The sequence below is a fragment of the Paraferrimonas sedimenticola genome (assembly GCF_002282855.1).
GTDB classification, from domain to species: domain Bacteria; phylum Pseudomonadota; class Gammaproteobacteria; order Enterobacterales; family Shewanellaceae; genus Paraferrimonas; species Paraferrimonas sedimenticola.
The window spans coordinates 107,001-122,081 of the sequence record NZ_NRIR01000004.1; the positions used below are offsets into that span (position 1 = coordinate 107,001).

General features: G+C 53.5%; 12 protein-coding genes. 6 read left to right on the plus strand and 6 right to left on the minus strand.

What is annotated here, in order from left to right:
* Window positions 1-12: 12 nt before the first annotated feature.
* Window positions 13-1,503 (minus strand): lysine--tRNA ligase, encoded by a 1,491-nt coding sequence (lysS, locus tag CLC93_RS08530; protein WP_095505543.1) that lies wholly within the window; start codon window positions 1,501-1,503, stop codon window positions 13-15.
* Window positions 1,504-1,525: 22 nt separating this feature from the next.
* Window positions 1,526-2,624 (minus strand): peptide chain release factor 2 gene (prfB, locus tag CLC93_RS08535; protein ID WP_169902917.1). Its coding sequence is split into 2 segments (ribosomal slippage): window positions 1,526-2,548 and window positions 2,550-2,624, totalling 1,098 coding nucleotides; the frame shifts between segments, so codons are not numbered across the junction.
* A gap of 195 nt (window positions 2,625-2,819) precedes the next feature.
* On the opposite strand from prfB, the gene CLC93_RS08540 reads away from it, so the two are divergent.
* The 3 genes from CLC93_RS08540 to CLC93_RS08550 all read left to right on the plus strand — a co-directional run bounded on the left by CLC93_RS08540 (window position 2,820) and on the right by CLC93_RS08550 (window position 6,627).
* Window positions 2,820-4,607: an aminopeptidase P family protein gene (locus CLC93_RS08540; protein WP_095505544.1), complete on the plus strand. Its 1,788-nt coding sequence runs from the start codon at window positions 2,820-2,822 to the stop codon at window positions 4,605-4,607.
* Between the two features lie 42 nt (window positions 4,608-4,649).
* Complete coding sequence (locus tag CLC93_RS08545; RefSeq protein WP_095505545.1) at window positions 4,650-5,870, plus strand: EAL and HDOD domain-containing protein; 1,221 nt, start codon at window positions 4,650-4,652, stop codon at window positions 5,868-5,870.
* A 124-nt stretch (window positions 5,871-5,994) separates the two neighbouring features.
* Complete coding sequence (locus CLC93_RS08550) at window positions 5,995-6,627, plus strand: energy transducer TonB (protein ID WP_095505546.1); 633 nt, start codon at window positions 5,995-5,997, stop codon at window positions 6,625-6,627.
* Here CLC93_RS08550 and recJ read toward each other — a convergent pair.
* The 4 genes from recJ to brnQ all read right to left on the minus strand — a co-directional run bounded on the left by recJ (window position 6,624) and on the right by brnQ (window position 11,476).
* Window positions 6,624-8,342, minus strand: a complete 1,719-nt coding sequence (gene recJ, locus CLC93_RS08555; RefSeq protein WP_425439843.1) for a single-stranded-DNA-specific exonuclease RecJ — start codon at window positions 8,340-8,342, stop codon at window positions 6,624-6,626. The genes CLC93_RS08550 and recJ overlap by 4 nt on opposite strands.
* Before the next feature lie 17 nt (window positions 8,343-8,359).
* A complete protein-coding gene (gene dsbC / locus CLC93_RS08560) occupies window positions 8,360-9,088 on the minus strand; it encodes a bifunctional protein-disulfide isomerase/oxidoreductase DsbC (RefSeq protein ID WP_095505547.1) in 729 nt (242 codons plus the stop codon).
* A gap of 189 nt (window positions 9,089-9,277) precedes the next feature.
* The gene (xerD, locus tag CLC93_RS08565) at window positions 9,278-10,183 is read right to left on the minus strand and encodes a site-specific tyrosine recombinase XerD (RefSeq protein ID WP_095505548.1); all 906 of its coding nucleotides are present in this window, start codon (window positions 10,181-10,183) and stop codon (window positions 9,278-9,280) included.
* 9 nt (window positions 10,184-10,192) lie between these two features.
* Window positions 10,193-11,476, minus strand: a complete 1,284-nt coding sequence (gene brnQ / locus CLC93_RS08570) for a branched-chain amino acid transport system II carrier protein (RefSeq protein WP_095505549.1) — start codon at window positions 11,474-11,476, stop codon at window positions 10,193-10,195.
* Window positions 11,477-11,698: 222 nt separating this feature from the next.
* Here brnQ and CLC93_RS08575 point away from each other — a divergent pair, with 222 nt between their 5' ends.
* The 3 genes from CLC93_RS08575 to CLC93_RS08585 all read left to right on the plus strand — a co-directional run bounded on the left by CLC93_RS08575 (window position 11,699) and on the right by CLC93_RS08585 (window position 15,081).
* Window positions 11,699-12,466: a tRNA1(Val) (adenine(37)-N6)-methyltransferase gene (locus CLC93_RS08575; protein ID WP_245837129.1), complete on the plus strand. Its 768-nt coding sequence runs from the start codon at window positions 11,699-11,701 to the stop codon at window positions 12,464-12,466.
* Between the two features lie 47 nt (window positions 12,467-12,513).
* Window positions 12,514-13,737, plus strand: a complete 1,224-nt coding sequence (srmB, locus tag CLC93_RS08580; protein ID WP_095505550.1) for an ATP-dependent RNA helicase SrmB — start codon at window positions 12,514-12,516, stop codon at window positions 13,735-13,737.
* Between the two features lie 150 nt (window positions 13,738-13,887).
* Window positions 13,888-15,081 (plus strand): efflux RND transporter periplasmic adaptor subunit, encoded by a 1,194-nt coding sequence (locus CLC93_RS08585; RefSeq protein ID WP_095505551.1) that lies wholly within the window; start codon window positions 13,888-13,890, stop codon window positions 15,079-15,081.

Here is a 15,081-nt window from a genome sequence, read left to right on the forward strand (position 1 = left end):
ATTGCTGAGATTTTAGCTCTGAACACCTTGCGGACGCATGGCAGGGAACAAAATCACATCGCGAATGGTGTGACTGTCGGTAAACAGCATCACCAAGCGGTCAATACCAATACCTTGTCCTGCAGTAGGCGGTAAACCGTGCTCAAGGGCGGTGATGTAGTCACCGTCGTAGAACATGGCTTCGTCGTCACCCGCGTCTTTTTGCTCAACCTGGTCCTTAAAGCGCTGGTCCTGGTCTTCAGCGTCGTTAAGCTCGCTAAAGCCGTTGGCAATCTCACGCCCGCCAACGAAGAACTCAAAGCGGTCGGTAATGAAGGGATCGTTATCGTTGCGACGCGCCAATGGCGAGACTTCGGCTGGATACTCGGTAATAAAGGTAGGCTGAATCAGCTTGTGCTCTACCGTCTCTTCAAAGATCTCGGTGATCACTTTGCCCAGACCCCAGCTCTTCTCCACTTCGATGCCCAGACCTTTGGCCACAGCGCTGGCCGCTTCTAATGTTTCAAGCTGGTCGGCAGTCACACTTGGGTTGTGCTCAAGTACTGAGTCCTTCATTGAGATACGAGCGTACTTAGCGCCAAAGTCGAACTCCACCTCGCCGTATTTCACTTTGCTGGTACCCAGTACTTGCTGAGTGACGGTTTTCAGCATGGACTCGGTTAGGTCCATCAGGTCGTTGTAATCCGCATAAGCCCAGTAGAACTCCATCATGGTGAACTCAGGGTTGTGACGCGGCGACAGGCCTTCGTTGCGGAAGTTGCGGTTAATCTCGAATACACGCTCAAAACCACCCACAACCAGACGCTTAAGGTATAGCTCAGGCGCAATACGCAAGAACATCTCTTGGTCTAGGGCGTTGTGGTGAGTCACAAACGGACGCGCCGAAGCGCCACCTGGAATTACCTGCATCATAGGCGTTTCCACTTCCATGAAGTCGTGGTCAGCCATGAAGTTGCGGATCGCGTTGACGATCTTTGAGCGCAACTTAAAGGTAGTGCGCGTGTCTTCGTTCATGATCAGGTCAACGTAACGCTGACGGTAGCGCTGCTCTTGGTCGGTCAGGCCGTGGAACTTCTCAGGCAATGGACGCAGTGCCTTGGTCAACAACTGGTACTTGTCCATGTTGACGTACAGGTCGCCTTTGCCCGATTTACACAGTTCACCGGCAACACCAATGATGTCGCCAATGTCCAAACCGCCAATGGCTTTCAGCTCTTTTTGCACTTCTTTTGGCGCGTAGGCTTGAATGCGGCCAGAGCCATCTTGCAGCACCAAGAAAGGCCCGCGCTTCGCCATGATGCGACCGGCAACAGCGGCTTGATTGCCCTGCTCGGCCAGTGCTTCTTTGTCGAACTCACCGAATTGCGCTTGCAGGTCGGCGGCTAGGTGCTCGCGGTTAAAGTCGTTTGGGTGACCATTGGCCTTGCAGCTCTGGCGGATCTTGTCCAGCTTGGCACGACGTTCGGCAATCAGTTTGTTTTCGTCTTGAAGTTGATCTGTCATTACAAAGTCTCGTAGGTCACGTTTACAGCCCGGATTTCAGGCTGGCTTCAATAAATCTGTCTAAGTCACCGTCTAGGACGGCAGTGGTATTGCGGTTCTCAACGCCGGTGCGCAAGTCTTTAATGCGGCTGTCGTCGAGAACGTAAGAGCGAATCTGGCTGCCCCAGCCTATGTCCGACTTGGCGTCTTCCGAGGCTTGCTTGGCTTCGTTTTGCTTTTGCAGCTCAAGTTCATACAGCTTAGCTTTCAGCTGCTTCATCGCTGTATCTTTGTTCTTGTGCTGGGAGCGGTCGTTCTGACATTGCACCACGGTATTGGTGGGCAAGTGAGTAATACGCACCGCTGACTCGGTTTTGTTAACGTGCTGACCACCAGCACCCGAGGCGCGATACACATCGATTCGCAAGTCAGCCGGATTGATGTCCACTTCAATTGAGTCATCAATTTCAGGAAATACAAACACAGAGGCAAACGAGGTATGACGACGACCGCCAGAATCAAACGGCGATTTGCGCACTAAGCGGTGCACGCCGGTTTCGGTGCGCAGCCAACCAAAGCCGTACTCGCCAGAGAACTTGATAGTGGCGCTTTTAATACCCGCCACGTCACCGTCGGAGACTTCCATCAGCTCTGTCTTAAAGCCGTGGGCTTCGCCCCAACGCAAGTACATACGCAGTAGCATGCTGGCCCAGTCTTGGGCTTCGGTGCCGCCCGAACCTGCTTGAATGTCCAAATAGCAGTCGTTGGCGTCTTGTGCACCAGAGAACATGCGACGGAACTCAAGCTCTTCTAAGCGTTTCTCTAGTTCGGCCAGTTCGGCTTCGGCATCGTTAAAGGTGTCTTGGTCGTTTTCTTCAACCGCTAGCTCCACCAAACCTTCCACATCTTCTAAACCCGAATCCATGGTATCTATGGTCTTTACCACGGCTTCTAACGCACTGCGCTCTTTTCCTAGGGCTTGGGCGCGTTCCGGTTCATTCCAAATCTCCGGCTGCTCAAGCTCGCGGGTAACCTCTTCTAGACGCTCAGATTTTGCGTCGTAGTCAAAGGTACCCCCTAAGGAGGTTGGTCCGTTCCGACAACTCCACAATTTTGTTCTGTACTGGGTTTACTTCAAACATGGGTTCAATTTACTCTTAGGGCTCGCCGATGCTGCGGCTAGGTCTTAACTAGCTGACGCTAATGCAGGCGCCAATAGAAACCGGGCATTTTACCCTAAGCCTTGGCATAAACCTATACCCAAGGCCATTGAAATAATCACAAATTCCGAGCGTTTGCCGGTCATTCGGCAAGCCGTAACACTCCAAGGAATCTTCATGTCGCAAATCATTGCCTCACGACTAGCCGCCATCCGGGAATTGATGGCCAAGCAACAGCTGGATGCTTTTGTTATCCCACGTGCCGACGAGTATTTGGGCGAGTACGTGCCTGAGCACAACGAGCGTTTGTTGTGGGCGACCGACTTTACCGGCTCCGCAGGTCATGCAGTGATTTTAGCCGATAGTGCCGCTATCTTCGTCGATGGTCGCTATACAGTGCAGGTTCAATCCCAAGTGGATGGCGAGCTATTTGGCTACCAGTCGCTGACCGACGACCCGCTAGGCGCCTGGCTTATCGACAACATGAGCCGGGGTCAGACTGTCGGTGTTGACGCTCGAGTACACACCCTCGCCGACTTCCAGTCGCTGCAGCTAGAGTTAGAAAAAGCCGGTCTGCAACTGAGCGCCGTCGAGCAGAACCCAGTGGACAGCGCTTGGAATGACCGCCCTGCCGCACCTAGCCAACCGATTTTCTGTTTTGACGATGCCAGCGCCGGTGCTAGCAGTTTGCAAAAGCGCCAGCAAATCGGAGAGTTAGTCGCCAAAGCCCAAGCGGATGTGGCACTGATCAGCGCGCTAGACTCGATTGCATGGCTGACCAACTTGCGCTCCCACAACATTCCGCGTCTACCAGCGCTTCTGGGCAGCGCTTTATTGCACGCTAATGGCGATATGCAAGTGTTCTTGGACGTTGAGCTTATAGAAGCCGCTGCCGTTGAGCACGTAGGCAAAGGCGTCAGCTTTCACCCCGAGAGCGATTTTGCTGCCGCACTGGATGGCTTAAAGGATGTGAAACTATTAGCCGACCCCAACAGCAGCAACGCTTGGGGCCAATTGCGCGCTCAAAGCGCAGGTGCCAGTTTGATCGCCGGAGCCGATCCTGTGGCTTTAGTTAAAGCGCAAAAGAACCCGGTCGAGCTTAACGGTTTACGCCAAGCCCACCGCCGCGACGGTGTGGCAGTGACCCGCTTCTTGGCTTGGCTAGATAGCGAAGTGGCCGCTGGCCGCTTGTACGACGAAGGCCAGCTATCAGATAAGCTCGCCGAATTCCGCGCACCAATGGATAAGTATCAAGAGCCGAGTTTCGATACCATTTCGGCCGCTGGTGCCAACGCCGCCATGTGTCATTACAATCACAACAATGGCACCCCTGCCATGTTGCCAATGAACAGCTTGTACTTGGTGGACTCGGGCGGTCAGTATCTCGACGGCACTACCGATGTGACCCGTACCATCGCCATTGGGGATATCACCGACGAACAGCGCGAGCGCGCAACCTTAGTCCTTAAAGGTCACATCGCGCTGGATCAGGCCAAGTTCCCTAAAGGCACCTCAGGACAACAACTGGACGCCTTAGCTCGTTTGCCTCTGTGGCAACAGGGACTGGACTACGACCATGGCACGGGCCACGGCGTGGGGCACTTCTTAAGTGTTCACGAAGGACCACAGCGAATCGCCAAGAACGCCAATGGCGTGCCACTGCTTGAAGGCATGGTGCTGTCCAATGAACCTGGCTATTACCAGGCGGACGGTTACGGCATTCGTCTGGAAAACTTGGTGGCGGTGCGTCGTTGTGAAGCCTTGGCCCACAGCGAGCGTCATATGTTGGAGTTTGAAGCTCTGACTCTGATTCCATTTGACCTGCGCATTTTTGATGCCGAGTTGCTAACCCGTGCCGAGCGCGATTGGCTTAATGACTATCATCAATTGGTTTACCAAGCCCTGTCGCCTGAACTGACCGGCAGTGATTTGGCATGGCTAAAACAGGCCACACGAGCGCTGTAACACACAAAAGCGCTGCTGGATGCAGCGCTGCTAGGACCCAATTTGAAGATCTACACCGCCCGCCAAGCCATCTTTAACCGCCAACAACGAGTGGTTGCCTATGAGCTTTTGTATCGCGATGGCCCGGAAAACATCTTTCCCGATGTTGACCCGCATGAGGCCACCGCGCGACTGATCATGCGCACCCACCTCAACACTGGTCTCAAGAAGATCACCGGCGGCAAACCGGCGCTGATTAACTTTCCGGAAAAAGCCCTGAAAGCTGGCCTTGCCGAAGTGGTGCCTTGCGAGCAAGTCGTGATTGAAATTCTGGAGACAGTTGAGCCTAGCGATGCTGTGCTGGAGATTTGTAAAAAGCTGTACCGAGCGGGGTATCACTTAGCCTTAGACGACTTTGTCTACGAGCCTAGGTGGGAGCGTTTTTTGCCCTACGTGAAACTGATTAAGTTCGACATTCAGCGCACACCATTGGCCGAGGTCGAGCCGCTGGTTAAACGCCTGCGCGAAAGCAGCACATTGAAGTTCTTGGCGGAGCGAGTCGAAACTCCAGAAGAGTTTGCGCAAGCGCGCCGTTTGGGCTTTCACTTTTTCCAAGGCTATTTTTTCTGCAAGCCTGAACTGGAAGTCCACTCGGATTTAGAGTCGGCCTCGGCAATGATGGTCGAGTTATATCGCGAAGCCTCGCGCGACCAGATCATCATCAACAATATGGTTGCGGTATTTGAGCGAGACACAGGCCTTACTTATCGGCTACTGCGCTTTGTTAACTCGGGCACGCTACCCAACACTCAGGACATTGCCTCGATTAAGCAGGCTGTGGTGTATTTGGGCGATATTCAGCTAAGAAAACTGAGTCTGCTGTTAGTCAGTGCGGTTTGCGCCAGCAAAAAACCGCGGGAATTGATTCGCCTGTCAGTACTGCGGGCGCGTTTTTGCGAGTTGGTCGCCAAACTGTACGACCCTAAGCTAGCCGAAGCTGCGTTTGTAGTGGGCTTACTTTCCTTGTTGGACGCCATTCTCAACCGTCCTCTTGAGCAGTTGTTGCAACAGTTGCCGCTGCGACAGGAAATCGTTGTCGCGCTGACCGAAGCCGAACGCACTCCCTTATTCCACATCCTCAACACGGTTCGCCATTACGAAAAAGGCAGCTGGTACAACACAGGCAAAGCGGCGCGCCAGCTGATGCTGAGCTACGAAGCCGTGGCCGAGGCGTACGCTGAGGCGGTGGACTGGACTGAAACTTATCAAGTCATTCACAGCTAACCCCAACGCCCGCGCCCTTTTCTTTCTCGTGCGCTGAGTTGGACTTTAAAGCATCGAGTTAATTCCGGCGATACAAAGGCTTAATCACTATACTTAGGGGCACGCAGGACGACTGAGGTCTTCTATGAAGCGTGCTCTTTGGTCCCTGCTGTTAGGCACAGTAGTGACCTTTGCGTTGTTCGGCTTTATGGCCAAGCTTATTAGCGGTGGCGCGAAGCGCGCGGCACTGATGGAGCCGATTGTGCCCACGATAATCATCACAATGGAGCTCAAGGACAGCGAGCCGACGCTAAAATATCGCGCAAAGCTACCACCTCCCGAACCTTTAATCTCCCCTCAACGCCCCGAAATTGAAGTTCCGGCGGTGCAAGTCGACTCACCTGAGCTGGCCCAGATTGAATTCAGTCAATTGGATTTTGGTGGTTTGGCTTTGGGCGGCATGGGCTCTTTGGAAGCAGAAACCCACTATCAAGGCGACGCTAACGCCACCCCCTTAGTTCGCATCGAGCCTAGATACCCAATTGCTGCGGCTCGAGACCGAATTCAAGGATGGGTGCAGTTAGGGTTCACCATTACCGAGTCCGGCTCGGTGGATGAGATAAGGGTGGTGGCCTCTGAGCCTGTGGATGTGTTTGATCAAGCGGCGATTAGCGCCCTACAAAAGTGGCGCTATCAACCTAAACGGATCGGTGGTAAAGCGGTGCGTCAGCCCGGCAAAGTGGTGCAGCTGGACTTTCGCCTAACCCGCTCGCGCTAACACGCCTGAATCTGTTGCACCAACAGCTGTACGTTTTGGTGGCCGCGAAACTCGTTGACGTCAAGCTTATACGCCAGCTGAACTTTAGAGACATTGGCGTCAGGCCAACGCTCTAAATCCACGTTAAAGCAAATGGCGTCTAGCTCTTGCGAGCCACATTGAGTCAGAAGTTGCAACTTGAGGTGCTTCTCACCAACGATTCGCTGCTGAGTAATAAAGAACTCCCCGTCGAACAAAGGCTCGTCAAAGCCCTGGCCCCAAGGTCCTGCATCGCGCAGCGCCTGCGCATTGTCGAGATTGAGTTCGGCCGCGCTGAGCTCACCATCGCTAAGTAACTCACCTTCGAGTACCGAGGCGTCGATGCTGGCTTTGATGTTGTCCTGATAGGCCTGCTCAAAAGCCTCAAAATCGCTGCGCTTGATGGTCAGTCCGGCCGCCATCGCATGGCCGCCAAATTTGATCAGCATGCCAGGATGAAGCGCGTTAATGCGTTCGAGCAAATCGCGCATGTGCAAACCTGGAATCGAGCGCGCAGAGCCCTTGATTTGACCATCGCCACCATCAGCAAAGGCAATCACGGGTCTGTGGTAGCGCTCTTTCAGCCGCGACGCCAGAATCCCAATCACGCCTTGATGCCAATTGTCGTCAAACAGCGCAAAACCCCATGGCAGCTCGCCACCAAACTCGATGGCTTGCAGGTGCGCTAGCGCATCTTGCTGCATTTCCGCTTCCAGCTCGCGCCGCTCTTGATTGAGCAAGTCCAGTTGCTGCGCCATGCGCTGTGCCTGATTGGGGTCATCGCACAACAAGAGCTCTACCCCTAGCGCCATATCGTCAAGACGACCGGCGGCGTTCAGGCGCGGTGCCACCGCAAACGCAAAGTCGCTGGCAACCACCCGGGGCAAACGACGTTTGCCAATTTCCAGCAGCGCTTGAATGCCAGGTCGAGTTTGACCACTGCGCACCCGCTTGAGTCCCGCTTGCACCAGAATCCGGTTGTTGCCATCCAGTGGTACCAAGTCGGCCACCGTGCCAAGCGCTACAATATCCAACAATTCGCCAAGATTCGGCACAGGACGAGTGTCAAACCAACCGCGCCCCTTGAGTTCCGCGCGAATCGCCGACATCAAATAAAAGGCCACGCCACAGCCGGCGAGCGCTTTGCTGGCGAACTGACAGCCGGGTTGATTGGGGTTCACAATCGCGTGAGCTTCAGGTAGGTGTTCTCCAGGCAAGTGATGGTCGGTGACCACCACATCCAATCCCAACTCATTGGCCAGAGTCACACCGTCGATAGAAGAAATGCCATTGTCTACCGTAAGCAGTACTTGAGCGCCGCGACTGGCCGCCAGTTGCACTAGCGGTGGACTCAGACCGTAGCCGTAATCAAAGCGGTTGGGGATCAGGAAGTCGACCTTGGTAGCCCCCATCCGTTGCAATCCCAACAAGCAAATCGCGGTCGATGTCGCCCCGTCAGCGTCGAAATCCCCAACCACTAAAATCGACTCGCCGGCTTGCAGCGCGTCGGCCATCCGTCGTGCCGCCTTGTCTAGGCCCAACATACTTTGTGGCGGAATAAGTCGCTGTAGTGTTAAGGATTCGTCCTCACTGCTGACGCCTCGGCGCGCATACAGCTGACGAATGAGTGGAATGGGATGGCTAAGATGGCCGTCGTCCACCCAAGGACGACGGCGAATGGCTTGAATTTGGCTCACTCAGGATCGCTTTTAAATTATTTTGAGTTGGCGTCCAAGACGCGTTTTAGTTGCTCTGGTGGCTGATAACCAGGGACCAAACTACCATCGCTCAACACCATCGCAGGGGTGCCGTTGACCCCGAAGCGTTGGCCCAAAGCAAACTGGCGGTCAACACTGTTTTGACAGGTCTTGCTGGCAATTTTGCCACCAGATTTGGCGCTATCCATGGCTGAACGCTGATTGTCCGCACACCAAACCGATGACAGTTCCTGATGGCTTTGCGAGTTCAACCCGCCGCGTGGGAAGGCTAAGTAACGCACGGTAATACCCAACTCGTTGTACTCGTCCATTTGCTTGTGCAATTTGCGACAATAGCCACAGGTGATATCCGTGAATACCGTCACCACGTGTTGCTCGTTCTTGGCCTTGTAGACAATCATGTCTTGCTCAAACGGCGACAGTTGACGCAGACGAGCGGCTCCCATCTTTTTCTCGGTCAGGTTAGTCATGTCATCAAGCTGATAAATCTGACCGTAAAACATCTTGCTGCCGTCGCTAGTCACGTACAGCAAGCCGCGATCGGACATGACCTCTAACAAGCCTTCAACCGGCGCAGGCTCAATGGATTCGATTTGAATATTGAGGCGCTGTTGCAATTGATTTTTGAGGGCCAGGTCTGCATCACCGTCAGTGGCAGCTTGTGCCGACATCAGAGGAGTGAGCATAAAACCAAGCCCAACTAACCAAGGTTTAACTTGAAACATGAATTGTCCTTTTATTACCGCGTTGGATGAGTCGTGTAAGCGCCATCACTATAAAACATGCGCCTGTTAGAATACATGACCCGAGGTGTGCGAATAAACTTACTGACACCGTCTATTGAAAGCAAATACAGTGTCGATTTTTTTGCGCTGTCTAGCCTGCACTGCCCGCTTCTCATTCGCCGGATTTGATTAGCCTCTGGGGTGATGGGCCTGATGCAAGGCCTGCAATCTGGCTTTAGCTACATGAGTATAGATCTGAGTGGTCGATAAGTCCGAGTGGCCCAGCAACAACTGAACCACCCGCAGATCAGCGCCGTGATTGAGCAAATGGGTGGCAAAAGCGTGTCGCAACGTATGGGGCGAAATATCCGCTTTAATCCCAGCCCGCGCCACATACAGTTTAATTCGATGCCAGAAGGTCTGGCGGGTCATGGCTTTGCCGCGTTGGCTGGGAAACACATGGTCGCAGCGTTTTTCCATTAGTAGCACACCACGAGAGCCCGCCAAGTAGTCGCTAATCACAGCCATTGCTTGCTCGCCAATGGGCACCAAGCGCTCCTTGCCACCTTTCCCCATGACTCGCACTAGTCCTTGGCGTAAATTGAGTTGGTCAATGGTCAGCCCCACCAGTTCGCTGACTCGCAATCCCGAGGCGTACAACAACTCCAACATGGCTAAGTCGCGATGCTCGAGCGGCTCACTTTCGTCGGGCTCGTTGAGCAGAGCTTCCACTTGAGTCTGCGACAAACTGGTCGGTAGCTTGCGTTGAGTTTTTGGCGGCTGAATCAGCGCCATCGGATTGTGCTCGATGCGCCCAAGCTGTTGCTGCCATTTGTAAAAGCGCCGCAAGGCACTGACGCAGCGGGCGGTGGAGTTAGCACTGAGCTGACGCTCTAGCCTGTCAGCCAGATAGTCCTGCACCCAATCGCCTTGAGCTTGCAGCAAAGTGCCTTTGGTTTGAACAAAACGAGCAAAATCAGTGAGGTCGCGCCGGTAGGCGGCGCGAGTGTTGTCAGCGAGCCCTTGTTGCAACCACAAGTGCTCGACAAAGGCGTCTACTGCTAGCAGCGACGCCTCTACAACGGATTCGGACATTGAGCCCCTTTAAGACTGAGGTTTTTGTTTTAGCAGAGTAAATACAAATACTACGATAGCTGTCGGGATAACCCAACCCATAGATACATCGCTTAAACGCTGCACGAAAGACATATCCAGGCCAGCAGCTTTCATGCCGTCAATTAGACCGTAACAAAGGGCAAAAGCGAATACGACGCGGTGTGCTGTGACCGGGTCGGCAAAGCGGTCACGCAACAGAGTTACGATTACCAGTGCCACAGCCACAGGGTAAACAGACACCAAAATTGGCACACTAATGGCGATTAGTTGAGTCAGCCCCACGTTGGCAATCACCGCACAAACCACAGAGAAAAGCACAACCAAAGGCTTGTATTCCAGTCGCTTAAAGGTTTCCGAGAAGAAGTCAGAACAGGCACTGATAAGACCCACAGCTGTGGTCAAACACGCCAAGGTCACTACCGCGGCCAGCATGACCAAACCAGGACCACCAAAGGCAGAGCTAACGTAAGCACTTAGGATTTGGCCACCGTTTTCCGCGTTAGGAGCAAGCTCAGCCGCTTGTGAGCCCAAGACAAATAGCGGCAAGTAAACCCCAGCCAAACCGATTGCAGCGATAACAGCGGCAATCACTAGGTAGCGGTTTTGCTGGTTTAGGTCGGTAATTTGCTTTTTGCGCAAAACGTCGATGATTAGCGCACCAAACACCACAGAAGCCAAAGCGTCCATGGTGTTGTAGCCCTCCAGCACACCGGCCACAAAAGCGCCTTCGGCAAAATTACCCGAGGCTGGCAGCGCATCGGCACCGTCGTAGAACATCACAGAAGTGGACAGGATCATCAGCAGGATAATCATCACTGGCGTGAGGATCTTACCCACGGTATCTAACAGTCGTCCCGGGTACAGGGAGAGCACCATGGCCACCACGAAAAAGGCACCTGTGTATAGGGCTTGGCTGGTCGCGTTGGCGTCGGCAAAGAAAGGCTTATAACCAATCTCGTAGGCGACCAAGCTGGTTCTTGGCGCAGCGAAAGCCGGGCCAATAATGATGAAAATCGCGGCAGTCACGGTAATTGCGACAACCGGCGGCAACAGACTCATAATGGTGCCATTGCCTTTGGCCACGGCAAACAAGGTGAGCAAAGGCAGTCCCACCGCGGTGAGCATAAAGCCCATCATGGCCATCGGCATTGCTTCACCACTCATGAGTCCAGCCAAAGGTGGGAAGATCAGGTTACCGGCGCCCAAGAAAAAGGCGAATGTCATAAAGCCTAGGCCGAGAGTGTCAGCCAACGACAATTGATTCTGTTGCAAAATTAACTCCGTAACGGATTGGACTTAGCGGCTTGAATTACCAGGACTGGCTCGCTCGCCAAGTTAATAAAGTGTTCAAATGTAACGCATATGGTTCAAGAGATAACAGAGTTAATCCCGACATTCAAGCTAAGCCGGCTTAACTCGAGCAAACAGTACTAAGCCCTCAACAAAGGGCTAACGCCTCCATTACAGCCGTGCTCTATTGGCGTCATAACCGCTGTGGCACTGATTTTCCGCCCTTTCTCGCGTAAACTAGCGCAGGTTGAACAAAGCATAGTAGGTTTGCCGTTGGGATTTCGATTTAAAGCCTTTAGCGTGGATGACAGTGGATGCGGCATGAAAGTATCCACCGACTCTGTGTTGCTCGGGGCTTGGGCACAGCTCGACAAAGCGCAAAACCTATTGGACTTAGGTTGCGGTAGTGGGCTGTTGGCCCTGATGGCCGCTCAGCGCTCAAATGCACAAATCACGGCTATCGATATCGATTGGGATGCGCTTAAGTGTGCCCAAGCTAACTTCGACGCCAGTCCCTGGCGCGAGCGACTGACTTTAATCGGAAAATCAGCGCAAGACTTTGCTCAAAGCAAGCAGCGTTTCGACCACATCATTTGCAACCCGCCCTACTTCGATAACGGCTTGTTGAGCCCAGATCCCAAGCGCGCCAAAGCTAGGCACACTGAGACTTTGAGTTTTGCCGAGCTGGCTCAAAGTCTGGCCAGCAGTTTGGCCACTGGGGGACGCGCCAGTTTGATTGTACCTCTGGACGCCGAATCGGCGTTGTTGAAGGAGTGCGCCAACGTAGGGCTGCACCCCTCCCGTCTAGTGGCGGTCAACTCCACCCCAAACAAAGCGCCTCATCGCGTGTTGATTGAGCTAACTAGTGCACCGGATCACTGCCAACGGGGCAAATTGCAGGTCTATGACCAGCAACAAAATTACACCGCAGAGTTTGCGGCACTAACCAAATCCTTCTACCTCAAGTTATAATGGTCGATTAACTCGCCAACTTGTTTCGTTTTACTGGAAATTATTGAATGTCTTTTGATCACCTGTTGTTAGATGCCAAATTGATGGCATCCCTTGAACGTATGGACCACCAACGTCCCACCACGATTCAGGAGTCCGTGCTACCTCTGGCGATGGATCAGCAAGACATTCTTGCCAGTGCGCCAACCGGTACCGGTAAAACCGCCGCTTTCTTGTTGCCAATTTTGCAGCACCTTATCGACTTTCCCCGTCGACGCCCAGGTCCTGCCCGTGCTTTGGTGCTAACCCCCACTCGTGAGCTGGCGGCGCAAATTCATCAGTACGCTTCGCACCTAGCACACCTCACTGAGCTCAAGATTGGCATTATCACGGGTGGTCAGGACTACCAACCTCAGCTCAAGCAGCTGGCCAAAAACATGGACTTGCTGGTAGCAACTCCGGGGCGTTTGGTGGAATACATTGCCAACGAGTCTTTCTCCTTAGAACAAGTAGAAATCTTGGTGATCGACGAAGCGGATCGCATGCTCGACATGGGCTTTAGAGAAACCGTGAAGGACATTGCAACGGCGGCACTTAAGCGCCAGCAAACTATGCTGTTCTCCGCCACCTTAAACAGCCCGGGCGTTGAAGCCTTTGCCGATGCGCTGCTGGATAACCCGCAGCGCCTAGAAGCCAAACCACCTCGCCGCGAGAGCGGTAAAATCCATCAGTGGATGCATTTGGCCGACGACAAAGACCACAAGTTCGCGCTCTTGTGCCACTGGCTCAACCAAGAAGAAGTGACTCGCGCGATTGTGTTTGTCAAAAAACGCGAAACCGTGGCAGAGCTTGAGGGCAAGCTGCAATCGGCAGGGATCACCGCCGCATTCTTGCGCGGTGACATGGAGCAAAGAGACCGCTTCCGCGCTCTGTCTCGCTTGGTTAAAGGCGAAGCCAAAGTACTGATTGCCACCGACGTCGCCGCTCGCGGTATCGACGTCGAGAATATCTCCCACGTGATCAACTTCGACATGCCGCGCAAGGCCGACATTTACGTGCATCGCATTGGCCGTACTGGTCGAGCCGGAGCCAAAGGCACTGCCATCTCTTTGGTCGAAGCTCACGACATCGGCGTCATTCCGAAAATTGAGCGCTTTACCGACCAAAACTTGAAGCGCCGTGTCATCGCTGAATTGCGCCCAAAGCACAAAGAAGCCAAGGCCCCCACCAAGAAAAAGGTCAAGAAGAAAGGTGCCGCTAAAACCAAGCGCAAAGCCAAGAGTAAGAAATGATTACAAATCCGCGGCAATGGGCTGTCCCATCGCCGCGGAAGCTATGGTATAACAGCAACAATCTTACCGAGTACTAATATTAAAATTCTCACCGGAAGATTGGATCGACAATAAGTCGAGAAGCAACTGGATTGGAACACGAGACTTAAGATGCACATATACCTACGAAGAGCGATGCCGTTTCTCATCATCGCCGGCGCAATTGTTGGTGCCGCCGCCTTAGTTGCGAGCAAGCAAGGGCCAGAAACCGAACCTAAGCAGGTTAAAGCCCCTATTATCGAAGTGGCTCCGGTAGAGCTGCAAGACATCTACTTCAGCATTGACACCTACGGCACTGTTAATCCCAAAGTTAAAACCCAGCTGGTCGCCGAAGTCTCCGGTCGACTCGTCGACGTATCCGATAACTTTGTTGCCGGCGCCATGGTCAAAAAAGGCGACGTTTTGGCGGTTATTGAGCCCGCCGATTATCAAGCAGACCTGATGCAAGCCCAAGCCAGCTTGGCGCAAGCCACTGCCCGTTTGGAAGAAGAAGTGGCCCAAGGCCGTGTAGCGGAAGAAAACTGGCGCGGTGTCACCAGCCAAGTCCCCACTGAATTGGCGTTGCGCATTCCGCAGCGCAAGCAAGAAGAAGCCAACGTACGATTTGCCGAAGCCGCCTTGGCTCGAGCTCAGCGCAACCTTGACCGCACCACAATTCGCGCCCCCTTCGATGGTCTCATTCGAGCTCGCAACGTCGATTTGGGTCAGTTTATTAATACCGGTGTGAATCTGGGACAGCTTTACTCCACTCGCATCGCCGAGGTTCGCCTGCCACTGACCAGTGACGAATTGGCTTATCTGCAATCTATCTCGAATCCAGATACCAGTGTTGAGCTAAACACGGAACTGGCGGGACAGCCGGTGAGCTGGAAAGGCCAAATCACGCGTAGCGAAAACGTCATCGATACCGAGAACCGTATGGTGTACTTGGTAGCCGAAGTGAACGACCCATACCTGCGCAAAAAAGACAGCCACGAAATGCCGCTTAAGTTTGGCAGTTTCGTTACTGCCAGCATCAAAGGCCGTCCATTAACCCAAGTGGCCATTTTGCCACGTCACTTGGTGGAGGACGGCCAAATCGCTTTGGTAAAAGACGACAACACTATTGAGTATCGCGACGTCACCATAGCTCGCAGCGACTTGGATTCGGTTTACATCGACTCTGGCTTAAACGCCGGTGACCGTGTAGCCATGACAGTCTTGAACAGCATGGAAGAAGGTATGACAGTGCGCGTACTAGGTGAAGATAATGCTGATGCAGAGTCTGACAATGTGACCGAGGTTGCGGCCAAGGGAGCTAACTAA